This is a genomic window from Pseudoalteromonas sp. OANN1, assembly GCF_024124685.1.
Classification (GTDB): Bacteria; Pseudomonadota; Gammaproteobacteria; order Enterobacterales; family Alteromonadaceae; genus Pseudoalteromonas; species Pseudoalteromonas piscicida.
Window position 1 is genome coordinate 73,707 of the sequence record NZ_JAMXSE010000026.1, and the last position, 18,362, is coordinate 92,068.

At 44.9% G+C, this 18,362-nt stretch carries 11 protein-coding genes; 5 read left to right on the forward strand and 6 right to left on the reverse strand.

The window, feature by feature from the left end; all coding sequences use genetic code 11:
- Positions 1-3: 3 nt before the first annotated feature.
- The 3 genes from NH462_RS18985 to NH462_RS18995 form a co-directional block, all read right to left on the reverse strand.
- Entirely contained in the window at positions 4-3,912 is a 3,909-nt protein-coding gene (locus NH462_RS18985; RefSeq protein ID WP_253107240.1) for a hypothetical protein, read from the reverse strand.
- Positions 3,909-4,934, reverse strand: coding sequence for a DUF4150 domain-containing protein (locus NH462_RS18990; RefSeq protein WP_253107242.1), 1,026 nt, complete (start codon positions 4,932-4,934; stop codon positions 3,909-3,911). The genes NH462_RS18985 and NH462_RS18990 overlap by 4 nt, the downstream gene beginning before the upstream one ends.
- Positions 4,935-5,167: 233 nt before the next feature.
- The gene (locus tag NH462_RS18995; protein ID WP_233525271.1) at positions 5,168-5,383 is read right to left on the reverse strand and encodes a heavy-metal-associated domain-containing protein; all 216 of its coding nucleotides are present in this window, start codon (positions 5,381-5,383) and stop codon (positions 5,168-5,170) included.
- Between the two features lie 172 nt (positions 5,384-5,555).
- Between NH462_RS18995 and NH462_RS19000 the strand changes: the two genes are divergently transcribed.
- Complete coding sequence (locus NH462_RS19000) at positions 5,556-7,934, forward strand: heavy metal translocating P-type ATPase (protein WP_253107244.1); 2,379 nt, start codon at positions 5,556-5,558, stop codon at positions 7,932-7,934.
- Positions 7,935-7,939: 5 nt separating this feature from the next.
- Entirely contained in the window at positions 7,940-8,350 is a 411-nt protein-coding gene (gene cueR, locus NH462_RS19005) for a Cu(I)-responsive transcriptional regulator (RefSeq protein ID WP_010369762.1), read from the forward strand.
- Positions 8,351-8,428: 78 nt separating this feature from the next.
- Here cueR and NH462_RS19010 read toward each other — a convergent pair whose 3' ends face one another.
- From NH462_RS19010 to NH462_RS19020, 3 genes are read right to left on the reverse strand one after another with little or no spacing between them, the layout of a single operon-like run.
- Positions 8,429-9,724 (reverse strand): pyridoxal phosphate-dependent aminotransferase, encoded by a 1,296-nt coding sequence (locus NH462_RS19010; protein ID WP_253107252.1) that lies wholly within the window; start codon positions 9,722-9,724, stop codon positions 8,429-8,431.
- 49 nt (positions 9,725-9,773) lie between these two features.
- The gene (locus tag NH462_RS19015) at positions 9,774-10,982 is read right to left on the reverse strand and encodes a cysteine desulfurase family protein (RefSeq protein ID WP_253107254.1); all 1,209 of its coding nucleotides are present in this window, start codon (positions 10,980-10,982) and stop codon (positions 9,774-9,776) included.
- 58 nt (positions 10,983-11,040) lie between these two features.
- Positions 11,041-11,901, reverse strand: coding sequence for a hypothetical protein (locus tag NH462_RS19020; protein WP_253107256.1), 861 nt, complete (start codon positions 11,899-11,901; stop codon positions 11,041-11,043).
- 634 nt (positions 11,902-12,535) lie between these two features.
- On the opposite strand from NH462_RS19020, the gene NH462_RS19025 reads away from it, so the two are divergent.
- Genes NH462_RS19025 through NH462_RS19035 form a run of 3 tightly spaced genes read left to right on the forward strand, consistent with a single transcriptional unit; the run spans position 12,536 to position 17,928 of the window.
- A complete protein-coding gene (locus NH462_RS19025) occupies positions 12,536-14,410 on the forward strand; it encodes an FAD-dependent oxidoreductase (RefSeq protein WP_253107259.1) in 1,875 nt (624 codons plus the stop codon).
- Positions 14,397-16,160 (forward strand): thiamine pyrophosphate-binding protein, encoded by a 1,764-nt coding sequence (locus NH462_RS19030; protein WP_253107260.1) that lies wholly within the window; start codon positions 14,397-14,399, stop codon positions 16,158-16,160. Before NH462_RS19025 ends, NH462_RS19030 begins: the two co-directional genes overlap by 14 nt.
- Entirely contained in the window at positions 16,153-17,928 is a 1,776-nt protein-coding gene (locus NH462_RS19035; RefSeq protein ID WP_253107261.1) for an FAD-dependent oxidoreductase, read from the forward strand. Before NH462_RS19030 ends, NH462_RS19035 begins: the two co-directional genes overlap by 8 nt.
- Positions 17,929-18,362: the final 434 nt, after the last annotated feature.

Sequence of the window (18,362 nt, forward strand, 5' to 3'; positions counted from 1 at the left end):
TCGTTAATTTAGGATTCGCTGCAACACGCCCGCAGGGCTCATGCCATAATCTTCGATTTCGACGTTAATAACTTGCTCAGCCCAAAGGTCTGACTTTTCTATATTTCCTTCTTCGTCTCTTTCTGATGCAGGTAACCTTAACTCTTGAGATGAACCAGAGTATATTGTTGCTCCTTTGCCTTTAGGATATTTTCGACACCGCATTCTGATTTGAATTTTAGAATGATTGAATTTATCAAAATAGGGATAAAGTGCACTTTCTTCAAATTCAATAATTAAACCCGTTAAACTAGGATTAACGATGATATTGGTATTTTGCCAAAAGTAATCTAATGCGGTTTGAGCTTGTCCCGTGGGTGCAACAGCAATTAACGAGCTCCAAGGTTTTCCAGCTAATAGTGGGCGAATGTCTAGCTGAATGTCTAAGTAACCAAGCTCTGATTCTGGAATATGACCTGGAATTTGCACATTAAACTTTGCAACTTGGAACTTGCCTTTGGAGGTTACCTTGTCATATATCCGAGAGGGAGTGTGTAATTGTACAACAGATACGTCACTAAATATTTTTGGAGAAAATAACTGATCATAGAGACTATGAAGTGCATATTCGGGGTTTGTCTTCCAGCAGTAATAGGGGTTGTCACCAAACCAATCACGCTCGCCACCACCATATGCGTCACTGCCCCACGGGCAAGCTTTAATCCAAGCTTCTAGTGGTTCATCGCGTAATAGATAATAAATACCGTATCCAAGTACTACCAGAATGAGTCCTACATAGCCCAGTTTACTCATGGGATTTAAAATAACGCCTCTGGTAATCGTGGCAAGTATGGTTGGCGCCGTTTCAACTGCTAGCGCGACAAAGCCTGCTGTTGCAATACTCAGGCCTGCAGCGCCACCAGAGTCACCGCGTTTAAACGCGTAATAGGCATCAAAGCCTGACAACCCAGCACTATATGCAGATGCTAGGAGGTTTAATCTAGCTGTCCATGTAATGATGTTTGCTTTTTTTGCAAACTCAGGACCAAACTTACGAACGGCGCTGAGATTTCCTTTCGCCATTTTGTACTGTTGAAATTCTTGATATTGGCGCAGGCTAGGTAACCCAACTTTCATCTCTGTGACCATTGAGAGAGTAGAGAAATGAATCGCCGCTAGATCAGCAATACTACCCATGAAGTCAACGAGTTTTCTATCTCCACTAATATCCCAATTCAAAAAGGCTTGTCTAAAGTTAGCGACTTCAAAGATATATACAATACCGAGTATACCCGCCATTCCCCCCTTTAATGACTGCCCAGATACAGATTCTGTAACGGCCGCATTTTGCCATTTTTGTAAATTTGCGAGCCTATCAGACAACTTTTTAAGTGTTGCATGTTGATTATCTAGCTCTGTTGCATACTGTTTTGCCTCTTCTACAGCCGTATCATAAATTGCTTGGGCTGTTGATTCTGCTGACTTGGCTGAGACATCAGCACCAGTAATTTTTATCAAATATGCAATGGTTTTGTTTTTGCTTTCTATCGTTGTGATGGTTTCCGCTTGATTGAGAGACTGGGTTAGAAATTCAAGTCGTTTGTTTAAATTTAGTACGTCTTCTAACGATAGTTTGAGCTTAGAACCTCTATATCCAACGTCTATTTTGCGTTTATTACTGCCGCGAATAATTTGGTTGAGTTCTTTAATTTGCTTTTCTGCAGCCAATTTTCGAGACTGAGGATCAAGTGGCATATACCCTTCAGGAAAATTCCCGTTGAGGTAATCTTGCACTCTCATTTCCACTTCAACTAAGTACCCAGGTGCTGATATATCGACCAAGCGCATCAAAGGTTGCAACACGTCCGCTTTTGCATCAATGAGCTTTGCAAACGGATACTTCTTCCAAGCATTGTTTACCTTCACAAAAGAGTTGACCTGTTTTCTAGAACGACTGACTGCAACTTTTGCTTTAGCAAATTTAGCCTCTAACTCTCGTAGACGCGCACGTTCCAGTTCTAATTGTTGATCAAGCTGCGCTCTGCTCATTCCGTGTTCTTGCTCTGTTAAGTTTTCAAGCACACTCTTCTTATACTCATACTCAGCACGCTTTTCTTGTAACTCTTTAAATGCTTTTGCTTTTTCTCTTTCAGCGTTGATAAGGGCTTGTTCTGACTGCGCTATCTCATGTTGTGTTGCATCCATTGCCTCACGAGTTTGGGCCTTTTGTTCCCCAAGCGTTCCCGTATGTGTAGAGAGGTTATAAGCGGCCTCTGGAATTTCGAATAAACTGCCAGCTAAACCCATAATCACTTGGGAGAGGCGGCGCCCCATTTGCTCACTCTCTTCTTGTGGCAAGACGGCTTCTTGATCATGGATCTTTTGTATTTTGGCGCTAGTTAAAGGCAATGCAAAGCGATCATATTCCGCCTTTTCGTAGTCATGTAGTTTGTCGCCTGTGGGCTTTGGAAACAAAAATTGGGTGATTTGCTTAGCTGGTTTTGTTGGGTGTTGACCCAGACATTGCAGGATAAAATCTTGCCCCTGATAGCCTGAACTTAACTCATGCCAAAACTCTTTGTCTGTATTAAGGTGTGCAAGCGGTGCGGCTGGGTGAGGCTTTAACGCGAGAAATACATCGGTGACCAAGTCGTATGCTTCAAAGAACCTCAGATCTGATTGGTAGGCATAGTCTTTGAAGCATTCAGTAAAACCTGCACTAAGAGATTCTTGGTTTAAGAACTCGACTAGTTCGTCAGAGATTTCTGCAATGCGGCGAGCAAGTTTTTGGAAGGTCTTTTCTTCCAAAAACTTAAAGAATTTATCTTCCTCTAAATGAGAAGTGCGCCAGTCTTTTAATTTATTGGCAAAGTCGACTGCGTCTTCATCTGACTCTACAAGCTTCTCTCCACTGCTTTGAATTTCAATGTCTTTATCTAAAATCGAATCGGCTTGGTGGTAAAAAACCTGCGCCATAAAGCTGGCGAGCTCATACTTAGCTTGTTGTTGCAGATCAATTTTACCGGTTGCACTATCTAACCCTGATAACTTGTTGAGTAAGTGCTGAATATCCGTGGTGAGATCTTGAATTTGTGACATGAAATATCGAGCCACATGGATCCCGTCAAAAATCGGCACTTGGGCGATTTTATCGCGCTCGGGAAGGTGCAGCTTTTGATGAAGTGTCGGGGTGTTAACAACTTTGCCTTGGTCGTTATAGCCTGTGGCAAATTGCCCTAAGTTATCCAGCTTAGTCATGCGCTGTGCTCTGAGCGCTGCTGCACCTTCAGGGGCAGGGCAATGTCTTTCTTCGTCAGCGAGTGGCGTGCCGGTATTTAAACGCGGATCCTGCTCATTAAACCCGCCAAACAACAAGACTTGCTCCCATGACCACTGTACTTCAGACCATGCGATTTCTACGCTTACTTCGTTGCCATTTAGTTTATGCGGGACGAGAATGCTGCTGGTTGGCTTACAAGTTGCTGCACGCGTGCCTTGCGGTCGTGAGTTTGGCTTACTGGCCGACTTTTTCCAACTTAAAAAACCTTTTTGCCAATACAAATTCACATCTGAGAATAGCGCCGGAGCGTCAAAGTCTTCAGGTTCGATAACTTGTAGCTCACGCCATAAATAGCCATCGACATAAATATAGATAAATCCGCTGGTTACTGGAGAGGCTGATTGTAGTTGCTGTTCTGGCGTGTCGTATAAAAATGGATAAATGTGCACCAGCTCAATGTCGGCATCGCTGCTTTGTTGGTCTACCGTGTTTGAAGTGTAAAGGGGGACCTTATAATAGCCTTCTTTTGTGCCATCAACCGAGGTGTCTTTGAGCATCAAAGAGACCACTTCTTTGTCGCTTGCATAGCCCTCAAAAACAAGTTCTCTAAAATTACTGTTAGTATTGGTTTTGGTTGGTAAAGTGTGGCTCATCCTATCTTCACCTCTTCATCGCTAGGTTTGCTACTACCCGACACTTTTATATTGATCTTATTCGTACCGTCTTGGTTTAATGGCTCAGCGCCAAGCACTACATCAAAGCCTGCAGGAGTCGCACCGCCGGGCTGGCTCAATGGTGCGGGGGGCGTGTTTTTATTATTAGATACCATTAAATCTCCCTGCCTAACCGCCGGTTTTCCCTCGATGTAAACATCAAAGCTGCCTTGCAGAAACTCTGCTTTTTTACCCAATGTTCGGCTAGCGATACCTTTTTTATTACCAGGTTGATCTCCCGTACTTTTTGAAAAGTTAGACTTGATATTGGCCGCACCGTTACCTTGAATTTTTACTGAGCTGGCAACGCTTGCGGCGTCTGATGAGCGGGCGATGTTGCCATAAGGAATAGGCACAACCACTTTGCCTATCTTAGTCAAACAAACGTCTACTGTGCATAACACACCGCCGCTGCCGCTATGCACAGCGGTTCTACCGTTAATGAGAACGTTCGCGTTTGACACGATAGACGCTTGTCTGGCTTCGGCTTCAAAATCTCTGGCAACATCACTCTCAGTTCCTACTTGCCAACCCAGCTTAAGGGTTACCAAGTCTAAGAATGCTTGTGGGTCGCTAATTGGCAGACTCACATCCATCCCCGTTATTGGCTCAATATGCGGTAGAACAGCCGTTTGGTTTTGTTCATCCCACTGTGGTGGGTCGATGATGTAGTCAGGAATAAACGCATTGACCATTTGGCCTAAGGTAAAATCGCCGTATTTGGCTCTTTCGATTTCTTCTAAAAAGGCTTGCTCTCCCGCAGCACGGTCGGGAAATATCGCAATACGGTAGGCTTGTCCCAGCGCTTGATTTCGCTTTGCACTAATATTTAATGGCAGTAGGGCTGGATTGTTGTGTCTCCAAGAAGCTGAACCTGAGGTTCGTAATTTGGCAGTTTGCGCGTCGACATTGTATTGCACGCTCTGGGCTTCGTTGCCTGCACCGGCGCCGATAAAGCTCATTGTGTTGTCCTTAAATTATTCCTTTAGTCGCAGTTGTATTGATTTCACCTAATACAAACGGCGTAATTGTTCCGCATTGTCTGCGCTTTGTCAAAGTGTGAATTATTGTGAGCGTTTATTAACGTGAGCTGTATAAAACAAGTGCGAGTGGCAATAAAGGTGGAAGTGAGTGGATAAACCACCTTACTAATGCAAAGTGGTTTGGGTCGACTTGGATTGATAAGTTCTGGGAGTTAGGCAAAGCTTTCGTTGATGAGTTCTGCGTTATAGCCTGCATTACGAATAATAGCGATAACCTCGTCTTCTCCTTTGGTGCTTGAAATTTCAACGATTTTATCATCGAGGCGGACATTCACTTGCGCTTGGCTATCAGCCGCTTGCATTGCTTCTGTGATTGCTTTTACGCAGTGACCGCAGACCATTTTTTCTACTCTTAGTCTTAACATCATTATTTCCTTTGTGGATTAAAGAGCTTGCACTGTGAAGCTTCCCTTGATGGTAAGGTCAACTAATATTTAACAATAAGCTTCTGTTAGATGAATGAACAATTTTGTTTGACCTTACCATGAGGGTAAGGGTTAGTGTCCAACAATGAGAATTAACGCGTTTGCGGAGATAGAAATGGACAAGGTAATAAAATTTAATGTATCAGGCATGACATGCGCCTCATGCGTTGGCCGAGTTGAGAAAGCCTTAGAGAAAGTGTCTGGCGTTGTCAGTGCTAGTGTTAATTTAGCAATGGAAGCAGTGTCGGTAGAGGGCAGTGCGGAAGTATCAGCGTTGGTGAGTGCGGTAAAAGATGCCGGCTACAAGGTCAATACCAGTGAAGTGCAATATCAAGTTAAAGGCATGACTTGTGCGTCTTGTGTGAGCCGAGTGGAAAAGGCGGCGCAAGCATTACCGCAGGTAATTAAAGCTGAGGTCAATTTAGCGACTGAAAAGCTCACCTTAACTTTAGTGGCAGAATTACCGTTCGCTGAAATAGAAGCCCAGCTTAACGACGCCGGTTACACCGTGGTGCAGCCACAAGCAGGCTCGGATGAGTCAAGCGAACAAGTGGCAGCAACTCCCTTTTATCGCGCTGATTGGTTCCCAGCAGTGGCGTCACTGACACTCACCCTACCTATGGTGTTACCCATGTTTGCCATGCTGTTTAACCAAAACTGGATGCTTCCGGCATGGATGCAATGGGCACTGGCAACACCTGTTCAGTTTTATTTTGGAGCGCGTTTTTATCGTGCCGGATGGGGAGCGATAAAAGCAGGGACGGGGAATATGGATTTGCTGGTGGCTATCGGCACCAGTGCAGCGTATGGCCTTTCAGTGTATTTATGGTGGACATTCAGCGGTGAGCATGACGCTCCGCATTTATACTTCGAAAGCAGCAGTGCCGTGTTGAGTTTGGTACTGCTGGGTAAGTACCTTGAACACAGAGCCAAGCGGCGTACAACCAGCGCCCTTAGAGCGCTTGAAAGCTTAAGGCCAACAACGGCTATGGTCTGGCGTAATAACAGTTGGCAAGAAGTCCCAGCTGGGGCAGTAAAAAGTGGCGAACGACTATTGATCAAACCTGGTGAGCGTATACCGGTTGATGGCGTTGTAGTTGAAGGTCACTCACAGGTAGATGAAGCGCTTATCAGCGGTGAAAGCGTGCCTGTTTATAAAGCACAAACAGATAAAGTTACTGGTGGTTCGGTGAATCTTGATGGCGTGCTTGAAGTGGATGCAACGAGTGTTGGCGCAGAATCGACCCTAGCCAAAATTATTCGTTTGGTTGAACAAGCACAAGGCGCGAAAGCACCAGTGCAAGCGTTGGTGGATAAAGTGAGTGCGGTATTTGTACCAGCGGTATTGGTGATTGCGCTCATTACATTTTTTGCATGGGGGCTCAGCACAGGAGATTGGCCAACAGGTATTCTGAATGCGGTGGCTGTTCTTGTTATTGCTTGCCCGTGTGCGCTTGGTTTAGCTACACCTGCCGCGATTATGGCAGGTACAGGCACTGCCGCGCGCTATGGGATCTTAGTAAAGGATGCTGGTGCATTGGAGCAAGCAACTGCCATCGATATGGTGATTTTTGACAAAACGGGCACGCTTACGGTGGGCAAACCTGAGCTTAGCAATATGCACACTTTTACGTATCATCAAGACGACGTGTTACAGCTAGCGGCATCGTTACAGCAATACAGCGAACACCCGCTTGCCAAGGCTGTGGTCAATAAGGCACAAGAAAAGCAATTGTCATTACTTCCTGTAAGCGACTTTAAAGTGGTGGTGGGTAGAGGCGTTAAAGCACAATACCAAGATAAAACAGTCTATTTGGGGAGCGGTTTTTGGATGCAAGAGTTAGGCTTAACCTTGCCTGCGCTACCAGAAGAAATACCCGGCGCTTCTTTATCTTGGTTAGTGAGCCAAAATAGTGAACTGAGTTGCGAGTTTTTGGCGCTATTCTACTTTACTGACGAGCTTAAAGCTCATGCCTATACCGCGGTCAAACAGCTTAAGCAGCAAGGAATTAAAGTTGCAATGTTGACCGGAGACAGCCAAAGTAGTGCACAGTACAATGCTAAATTGCTGGAGCTGGACGATTATAAAGCGCAAGTACTGCCAGAGCACAAAGCTGAGTATATTGCTAATGCCCAACAGCAAGGTTACTGTGTGGCAATGGTCGGCGACGGGATCAATGACGCCCCAGCGCTGGCACAGGCTGATCTGGGTATCGCAATGGCAACCGGTACGGAAGTGGCGGTAAGCGCGTCGGCAATGACGCTGATGCGTGGCGAGCCAAGCTTAGTGGCATCTGCTTTAGCGATGGCAAAATTAACCTATCGCAAAATCAAGCAAAATCTATTTTGGGCATTTATCTTTAATGTCATTGGCATTCCATTGGCAGCACTGGGTTACCTTAACCCTATTTTTGCAGGTGCGGCGATGGCGGCCAGTAGTTTACTAGTCATTAGCAATGCGTTGTTATTGCAACGTTGGCAACCAAAGGAGTAAACGTCATGGAAAAACTGATCACAATCGGTGAAGCCGCGCAGCGTACAGGACTCTCTGCAAAAATGATCCGCCATTATGAGGCAAGCGGGCTACTAAAGTGCAGCAAAAGAAGTGAAGCGGGTTACCGGCTGTACGACTCGCAACAATTACAATTACTAGGTGTGATAAAGCAAGCACGAAAACTGGGGTTTCCTATTGCGCAGATCCAGTCTTTACTCGATTTGTTACAAAACCCAGACCGTACTAGCCGTGAAGTCAAATCGATAGCGCAGCATCATTTGAATGAGATTGAGCATAAAATCAATGAACTTCAGCAAATGCGTGAGACCTTGAAACAGCTGTCGGACAACTGTAGTGGTGACGAAAATGCAAACTGTCCAATTTTAGATGGGCTTTGCCAAAATAGCCTAAAGTAGCCGAAGGTTAGAATAGGCAAACGTTAAAAAGCCAGTCTTCAATAAAGAAGACTGGCTTTTTTGTTGTCCAGAATAGCGCTAAGCCTCAAGTAATAGTCTTGACTGGGTAAGTGCGAGCAGTGCACTTTGTAATCTTGGCAGCGCCGCTTCAATTTCACTCGGTGAAATAGTGCAAACGGCAGCGCGATACCAAAGCTGTGACGCTTTAGAGCGACAGCCAAAGCTGGCGAATGGCACAAGTGCTAACCCTGCGCTATCAATTAAATAACGACTAACTTGAACTGCATTTTCGAGTACGTTTCCGTCGGGTGTTTCCATATTGATGGCGTCGATCTTCAAGGTCATATAAATGCCGGCATTTGGTATAAATGAATCGATTGCCATGCCTGCGCTTTTCATATCCTGAACACCCTGATGCAGTACCGCCATTGAGGCTAATATTTTTTCTTTAAAGCCGGCTAAATAACTTTGTAGGTAGGCTTCATTTTGAAATAACACCGCAGTGGCAAGTTGCTCTGCCGTCGGGGCCATTGCACCTATATGTTCTTGGATCACCTGCATTTTTGCTATCACTTCGTGTGGGCCTGTCGCCCACCCAACTCGAATACCTGTTGCGGCAAAAGCTTTGGTGCCGGCATCAACCACTATTAAGTAAGGCTTGATATCTGGGCAAAGCGACGCCGGATGATAATGCTCAACCTCTTGCATTGTCAGCATCCAGTACACTTGGTCGTAGATAACATAGAGTGGTTTGGCGTTTATCGCTCTGCGGCGCGCGTTTTCTGCGACAACCATGTCGCAGATTTCACTGAGCTGTTGCTTTGAAAACATGGAGCCGTTAGGGTTTTGCGGTGAGCATAAGGTGATAAGGCGCGCGTCAGATATATGCGCTTGGAGCTGTTCCGCTGTAGGTAAAAACTGATTTGCTTCGCTGGTTTCAATTGGCACGTGCTTGCCACCACACATGGTGGTGTAAAACATGTTATTCCAAGAAGGAACAGGGTAGATCACCTTGTCATCTGCGCTCACTGTAGCGAGCATTGCAGAATACAGCAAAGGTCTTGCACCGCCAGAGATCAGCATCTCTGTGTCTGGGTTGTAGCTGACGTTAAAGCGCTTTTTAGTTTGTTTTGCTACTTCATCGCGAAGTGATAACACCCCCTCAAGCGGGGGATAATCGTTATGCTTGTTCTCGTAAGCTTGCTGGATCTGTGCGGTAAGGTAGTTGGGCATCGGAAATTGTTGCGTGTCAAAATCTCCAATGATCAAATCACAAATTTCTTTCCCCTTTGCAAGCTGCTCCTGCACGTAAAACTCAAGGTGAATAATGTCTGAGTAATCAAGTGCATTGGCTAAATTCGATAAGTTTTCCATTGTTATATTTTTCTCCTTAAGTATTTGATTGGGAATAATTTAGTATTATTTAGAGAAGTAAAGTTAGCGCCGCGACTTCTCTAACCTTGTTGAGTGCGAAGTCAATTTCGGCTTCTGTAGTATGCCTGCCTAGACTAAAGCGTATGGTTGCCTGTGCCAGTTCATCCGATAGCCCAAGTGCGGTTAATACGTGGCTTGGCGATAGGTTGCTTGACGAACAAGCTGAGCCAGTACTGACCGAAATGCTTTTCTTTAATAAGCTCAGCATTTTTTTACCGTCGGTGTCATGAAAAGAGACGTTACAAACATGCGGGAGTCTTTCTTCGCTTATGCCATTGACTTGCACCTGTTGTAGCTCCAATAAACCATCTTCTAACTTGTCCCTTAGCTGTTCAACTTTGTCAATTGCGCCATTTCTTAGTTCTCGCTGTGCAAGTTCCACTGCCTTGGCAAAACCAACAATGCCAGGTACATTTAACGTGCCACCGCGTAGCCCTTGCTCGCTTCCACCACCGGTGATCTGCGGTCTAATATCAACCACTCTACTGCCATGCTGATGTCTTAAATACAGGCCGCCAACCCCTTTAGGGCCATAAATTTTGTGTGCCGAGCAAGTTAAAATATCAATAGGGCAAGTGGTTAGATTGATATCGACCTTGCCTAGCGCTTGTGTGGCGTCAGACATAAATAGAATGCCATGTTGCTGTGCAATAACGGCAATGTCGTCGATTGGATTAATGGTGCCGATTTCGTTATTTGCGTACATCACGGTGATTAAAATCGTTTCAGGCGTGATTGCGGCCTTCATTGCGTCGATATCAAAGCTGCCATCTGGTAACGGCTCAAGATAAGAAACGCGAGCGCCTTCCTGTTCTAGATCTCTAAGTGTTGCAAGCGTTGCTGGGTGTTCAATCGACGAAGTAATAATGTGCTTGCCTTTGTGATTACAAGCACGAAACACGCCGCGGATCCCTAAGTTGTTGCTTTCAGTCGCGCCAGAAGTAAAGATAAAATTTTCAGGTTGTGCGCCAAGGGCATCTGCAATTTTTTCACGCGCTTGTTCGACCGCTTTATGGGCGTTCCAGCCATGTAAACCATACATGCTTGCAGCATTACCAAAGTCGTTACAAAAGTAAGGTAACATGGCTTGTAAGACAGCTTCGTCGCACGGTGTTGTGGCGTTATGATCTAAATAGATAGGAAAGCGTAGCGACGCTTCAGTAGTGGACTTACTCTCTAGTGCTGTAATGAGTGACATAAAAAATCTCCGTATAAAATTGGGGCAACAGTCAAATTGAAGCGGATAAATGCGTGCGTTACGCTTCGCAAGTTTCGGCTAGGGTGCTGGTTTGGGTGTTAATGGAATAATCTTCCATATCAAAGTCAGACAAGAAGATATTGGAGATCTTAACGATATTGTCGCCAAGGCTTTCATCTTGTAGGAAAATTCCTAACGCTACTTCAGTACCGTTTACGACTTTGTGAAAGTCATCCATTTCAGAGAAGTCCATAATGTGGAATACTCCTGCCTGAGGGTTCATTTTCAGTGCTTTTTGGTATGTATCTTTATAGTGCTGCGCCATGATAAGCGGGCATTTTGCCGTCCATATATCCTTATCTTTTGATTCAGCTAAAACGATGTCTACTCCCTTACTGTTTTCGAATAGAATTTTAGTTACACCGTTGCTCGTTGCGAGTGACAATTGTGGGAAACTTGCTAAATCTTGCGCGATGATTTTACGTAAAGATTGGATCCCGCGGTTTTTACAATTGCGCTCACCTTGAAGTACTAAACGGTCGCGTTTTACAATGCTGTAATCATTTAATACGGCTTCTAGCTCGTCAGGTAATGGCGCAAGTCCTTGGCTGTCGGTGGTCATTGCTGGGGATGCAGAAATATCACAAGACTCACTACCGCACTGTAAGCCCAGATCGTCTATCAACACGCCAAGCACCACTTTAAGTTTTTTCTTGTGCTCTAGAATCGCGTTGTTCGCGACATTTAACACCTTTACCATTGAATCTATTGAGAATTCGGTAGCGGAATAACGCGGATCAAAATGCCCACCTTCTAGATAAAAGGCGGAGACAGTCGGGTAGTGTTCAGCGACATCCATACGGATCATCTCTAGGAGCTTTTGCTCTACTTTTCCAACCATTTTTTCTTTTAATTTCATTTCGTTAGTCTCTATCTGTAGTTGTGTTAAAGGTGTTTAATACCTTTGAGTAACGGCCTAATTAGTTTGTTTACCGACAAGCATGTGCCAAAGCGGTAACGCACGAAGTAATTAATTTCCATGCCCTACTAACAAAGTGAGGTTAATAAAAAGTCAACTTCACCTTAAGGATGAATCTGCCAAGTTAAATAACTGTAAAGATTGCCACGGTGGTAAGGTCAATGTTTGTTTGCGTAAAAATTGAGTTTTTTAGAAGTTTTTTTGTGAAACTTTCATTTCAATTGTTTTAATCGAGTCAGCGCCAATTGGTGAAAAAGAAAACCAAGATTATGCTAAGTGACTTGTTTGATTAATAAACATCTTTTAGGCGGAATAAGAAATCAGTAGGACTATGCAGATTTCTTCACCGAGTTGAGTCATTGCCGTTTGCACGGCATTTGCGTTAATCAAAATAAATGCGATTAGCTAAGCATTTTGGCTAAAAACATTGGGTTACATATCTATGCTTGTTTAGGGAAAAGTGGTTTTTGCAGTTGCTGTAATGTCTCTGTAATCTCTTGTAACTCGGTGTAATAGATAAAATCACGACCCTTAAATATGCTTTTAAAGTAATAGCTTAAAGGAGCATATTAAAATGAATAAAGAACTAGATATTGCCATTGTGGGTGGCGGTGTATCGGGTGTATATAGTGCATGGCGTCTTCAGCAAGAACTTGGTGATACACATCGCATAGGCTTATTTGAATATAGCGATCGTATCGGTGGTCGTTTGTACAGTCGCACGCTTCCGGGGTTGCCCAACGTTGTGGCTGAGCTTGGTGGAATGCGCTTTATTCCTGACGATCATGTGATGGTGAGTACGCTGGTGGATGAGCTAAAACTCCAAACCAAAGACTTCCCAATGGGCTCAAAGCTGCCGTTATACCCCTCAAATGCAGAAAGCTCTCCTGAAGCAGGCAGTGAAAACAACCTCTTTTACCTGCGCGGACAATATTTTAGATATCGTGATTTCGCCGAGTGTCCAGATAAAATCCCATACAAGCTTGAAGAAACAGAGCGAGGCTATGGACCGGAAGATCTTCAAGTTAAAGTCATGAACCTCATCTGCCCGGGATTTGCCGATATGTCTCTTGCAGAGCAGATGAAAGTCAAAGTGTTTGGCAAGGAAATCTGGCGCTTTGGCTTTTGGAACTTGCTTGAGCATGTGTTGAGTAACGAAGCATATCTTTTTATGAAAGAAGCGGGTGGCTACGATGCTAATGTGGCGAATGCCAGCGCGGTTACTCAGCTGCCTGCCACTGAATATAGTGATGATACGGTATTTAAAACACTCAAAGATGGTTTTCAGGCGTTACCGCTGAAGCTATGTGAAGAGTTTGCAGCGGCACCGGGCTGCCTGGATCGCTGTAAGCGCGTTAATATGTTGCATCGACTTGCAAAAATTGAGCTGCATGATTGTGGCGAGTATCGTTATGAACTCACTTTTCAACCAACACAAGTGAATGGCGGTGGAAAAGTGGTCGATAAAGATGCTCCAGCATATAGCATCAAAGTGAAGCGGCTTATTTTGGCTATGCCAAGGCGCTCGCTTGAGCTGATTGAATCGCCGTTCTTTGACGACCCTTGGTTGAAAGAAAACATTCCATCAGTACTTATCCAAAAAGCGATTAAGATGTTTATGGCTTACGAGCAACCTTGGTGGCGCAGTTTGGGGCTTGTTGCTGGTCGCTCTGTCACTGACTTACCAATCCGTCAAACTTATTACATGGGCACGGAATGCGATCAAAAAGAATGCCTTGAATACGAGACCAACGAAAAAGGCGAACAGGTATGTAAAGTAGAGCATACCTATGGTGAGCCTAATACCAACTCGCTGCTAATGGCTTCTTACAATGATATTGGCACTATCCCTTACTGGAAAGGTTTAGAAAAGGGCGAGCATTACCAAGGCTATATGCCAGCCTATGGGGCACAAGGCTATACCGAAAATGAGATAGTACCTAAAAACCAGTATCAAATTACCACCGGGATGGTGGAAGCGGCACATCGCCAAATTCAAGCGTTACATAATCAAAAAGCACTCCCAATGCCATATTCAGCAATCTACCAAGAATGGGGAGATGATCCTTATGGCGGTGGCTGGCATGAGTGGAAAGCCAATTATCGTCTCGATGAGATCATGTGCAGAATGCGCCACCCTGTTGCGAGTGAAGAAATCTATATTGTTGGCGAAGCGTACTCCTATGAACAAGGCTGGGTTGAAGGGGCGTTAAATACGGCTGAATCAACATTGGCTGAGTTCTTTGCTTTACCAACGCCTAATTGGTTATCCAAAGACAAAGCCCAGTATGAACAGTGGCTTGAGTCACACCACAACTACTTACCAGTAGATTGCCGTAAAGGTGGGTGCTCATGTCAACATTCTGAGCAACAGCCAAATGCCAGTTCAGATACGCTAGACGAAGTCACAGAGTTCGCTTATCGAGGTATTAATCATGAGTACCGCTAATTTTACGGTTGCCGACCATTTACTGTGGCGATTAAAGCAGTTGGGCCTTGATAAGGTGTTTCAAGTGCCAGGTGACTATGTGCAAGAATTCATGACTGCTCTTGATAACTTTCCTGGTATTGACGCAATAGGTGATGTAACCGAGCTAGGGGCAGGCTACGCGGCGGAAGGATATTCAAGATACCGTGGAATTGGCGCGGTGTCGGTGCAATATGGCGTTGGCACGTTCAGTGTATTAAACGCCATCGCAGGCGCTTATGTCGAGCGTAATCCTGTTGTCGTTATATCGGCAAGCCCATCGGCTGAAAACCGTGTAGATATTGAAGAAACAGGCGTGTTATTTCATCACTCTACCGGTGACTATAGCGCTGATAAAAAGGTGTTTGAAAACGTCACTGTCGCCAGTGAAATTCTTTCGGATCCTGCTTCTGCTCCTGAGATTATTGATAATGCGTTACGCCTTGCCATGAGTGAAAAGCGGCCTATTTATCTAGAAGCATGGCAAAACGTGTGGGGCGCAGCTTGTGATAAACCAGATGGCCATTTAGTGATCCCAAAACCTGCATCTAATCCTGCGATGATGGCAAGTTTACTCGATAAAGTAATCAACCGGCTCAAAGAGGCTGAGAAGCCATTGGTATTATTAGGCATTGAGATCACGCGGCTTGGCATACAAAGGGAAGTCGAGAGCTTGCTCTGTAATCTCAATATTCCGTATACCACGACCACGCTAGCCAAATCAGTATTAAGTGAGGCGCAAGGGCTTGGGAAGGAGTTGTTTGTTGGCACCTATGCGGGTGAAGCATCATGGCCTGAAACGTTTGATTTTGTTAGCAAACGAGATTGCATTTTAGCGTTGGGAGCGATATTCACCGACGATTACCTGACCATGTTAAAAACGCAAGGTAACGAATTGATCCGCGTGAATATGGGTGAAGCAAGAATTGGTAACTGCGAGCGCTTTAGCGGTATCGATTTAGCACAGTTTATTGATGATTTAACGGTGTATATTGAGCATTATCCGATGCAGCATCGTGCGCATTGCTCGTTGCCGGAAAATCCCTATTTGAATAGTTCCGTACATGATTGCGATGCCATCAGCTACGAAAACTTCTTTTGCACATACCAAAAGCAGCTAGCCCAATGCCAAAAGGTGCGTGACTTCAACCTTATTTTAGGTGAAAGCTCTTCGCTTTATATGGCGGCGCGTTTAACTGGTATTGAAGAAAGTCGCTTTATTAGTGATGCAGCTTGGGGGTCGTTAGGTCATGAAACCGGTTGCTCACTTGGCACAGCCTTGGCTGATAATCGACGTAGTGTTGTGGTTGCCGGCGACGGTGGGTTTATGATGATGTGCCAAACACTGTCTAGCATTAGTCATAACAAACTCAATACTGCAGTGTTTGTAATGAGTAACCAAGTGTATGCAATTGAGCAGTCGTTCGTTGATATCTGTGCGTTTACTCCTGCGGGGGCATTTGCACCATTTGATGATCTGCATCGTTGGGACTATAAATCATTAGCGAATGCGTATTTTGTCGAATATTTGAATGTAGAGACCGTCGCAGATCTAAATGAGGTTTTTGCTGCGCTTCATGAAAACCCATGTAAGCCGTACCTCATTAAAGTCAATATTGATAAAAAGGATCTCGCACCGGCGATACAAGATCTCGCCGAAGCCATTACGGGTAACAAAGTGGACGACTGTCCATGTGGAAATAGCACAGCGCAAGGAAACAACAATGCCTAAACAATCCAATAAACCAATCCCTGAATCTCAGTTAGAAGAAGCACAAAAGCGTATCGACCGCTATTGGCGCGCGACACAAGGATTTATACTCGCGTTAGAAAGCAAACATGGTTTTTCCGAAAAGCAGTTACTTACGTTATTGCCAACGGGTGATACTTCGATGGAGCGCTTTAGAGAATATCAAGCTAAAGCGCTTATATTTAACACACGATTTCAGTTTTCGCCCTCGGTGATTGTGATGTGTAATAACACCGATGATGTGATGCGCGCCTATCAAGAAGCGATAGCCTATAACTTACCCATTCGAGTGCGCTCTGGCGGTCATGATCACGAAGGGGAGTGCAGCGGCACTGATGTGGTGCTACTGGATTTAAGCGGTTTAAAAGACTTCTCCATTGAGAAAGAAGGCGATGACTATATCGCACATATTGGCTCGGGCTATCGGTTCTATCAATTAGTACCAAAGCTTGCTGAATCTGGTTACAAGGATATTCCGCCGTTAACTATTCCGCACGGCACTTGCGCCACGGTTGGGTTAGCTGGGTATATTCAAGGCGGTGGTTGGGGCCCGTGGACGCGAGCAAAAGGGATGTGCTGTGAGTCACTCGTTGGTGCGACTGTTATTTTGCAAGATGGCTCAAGAGTTGAAGTCTCTGAAACCGAAAATAAGGAGATTTTATGGGCACTGCGCGGAGGTGGGGCGTTAAGTTATGGGATTGTGACAGAGTTTAGAGTCAAAGCTTTTGAGCTACCTGACGAAATCCACCGCTTTGAAATTAACTGGAATAATGAGGCAGTTGGCTCTACAGACTTAGCAACTTGGCAGCTGCTCAGCCAGTGGGAAGATGCGATTAACGATACAGGAAAGGATACCGAGAACTTAGTTGGTACTAACCTAAAAATCAACGCCATACCAGATATTAGCGAGAGTGAAAAATCATCTGGTTACGAAAAAACGTTAGCGCACCCAAGCACTATGTACGGTTATTGGCAAGGCTCCGAAAAGGCGCTGCTTCAGTTTGCTAAGCAGTATTTTCCCACTGCTAAAGTGCAGGTGACGGGCACGGACACCAAGCAGAATTATAGCGAAGCATTGATGTCTGACTGGTCACGAAACTCCTTGGCTAATCTCAAAAAAGTGGGATTAAAAGGAACGCTAGCTGCAAGCCTTGATGGCGAACCATTTACACCAGATTTTGATGCCCCAGCGCCACACAAGATCACCTCAAAGCTAGTGCGTGAGTCTGGCCTTACCGAACAAGGCAAGTTGGCGCTATTGCGTTCACTCACATCGCCTTTACTGTTTGCACAAAATGCTCCACTTGGACTATTTAGTTATGTCACTTTAGGTGCGATAGCGGGTAAGTTTTATGCTGAAGACACCCGAGAAGAGGCTAAAGACCGTGTTGCCTTCCCGTATACTACAGCGCAGTACACCATTCAATACCAAACTTGGTGGAATACCGAGTTAAAATACGACGGCAGTTACGACAGCAAACGCCTCGGTCAAGCAAATCCAGTATACCGCTATGTAAACCGTGCGCTTGATTGGATTGACGTTAGCCGCGACACCACCATTGAAGGGGCATACGGCGCGTTTATCAGCTTTAAAGACGCATCCATCCCGACGAAAACCTACTTCCAAGAGAATTATGAAAAACTCATTGAAATCAAAGAGGAGTATTCGGGTTTCACAGTTAAATTAGACTGTGGTAAAGAGGTTTACGTTAACTTTAATCGCCTAAGAACCCGTAAGACAATTATTTAACAGTGCTAAATGTGAAGAGCAAAAAGCCAGTATCGGCTTTTTGCTCGGTTTCATCTTTAGGTAGGAGCTGTTTGACACAGCGATCTTGTTGTTTTTATGTCGGGCTTTGGGCTTAGGTTAGAGGGATAAATTCTTCAACGAGTATTTGTCGAAGCACATAAACCCTCGGTGGATAAACCGCCTTATATGGACTCCTCCAATTGTACAAGCCATTTTTTGCATCATTGGTGTGATTGCGTGCTTATATCCGGGCTCTTGATGAGGTGCTACCTCGGCCTCTTTGATGTATTCGCGCCCTTGTACCTTATCTCCCACGCGGTATTTGTATACACCTGCGGTTTAACAGGCTCTCAAGGGTGGGTCTCACCGCTTAATGCTCTATCTTGGCTTGTTCAATACTGGGGGTAATCTCAGTATGCTTTCTGCTTTTACGT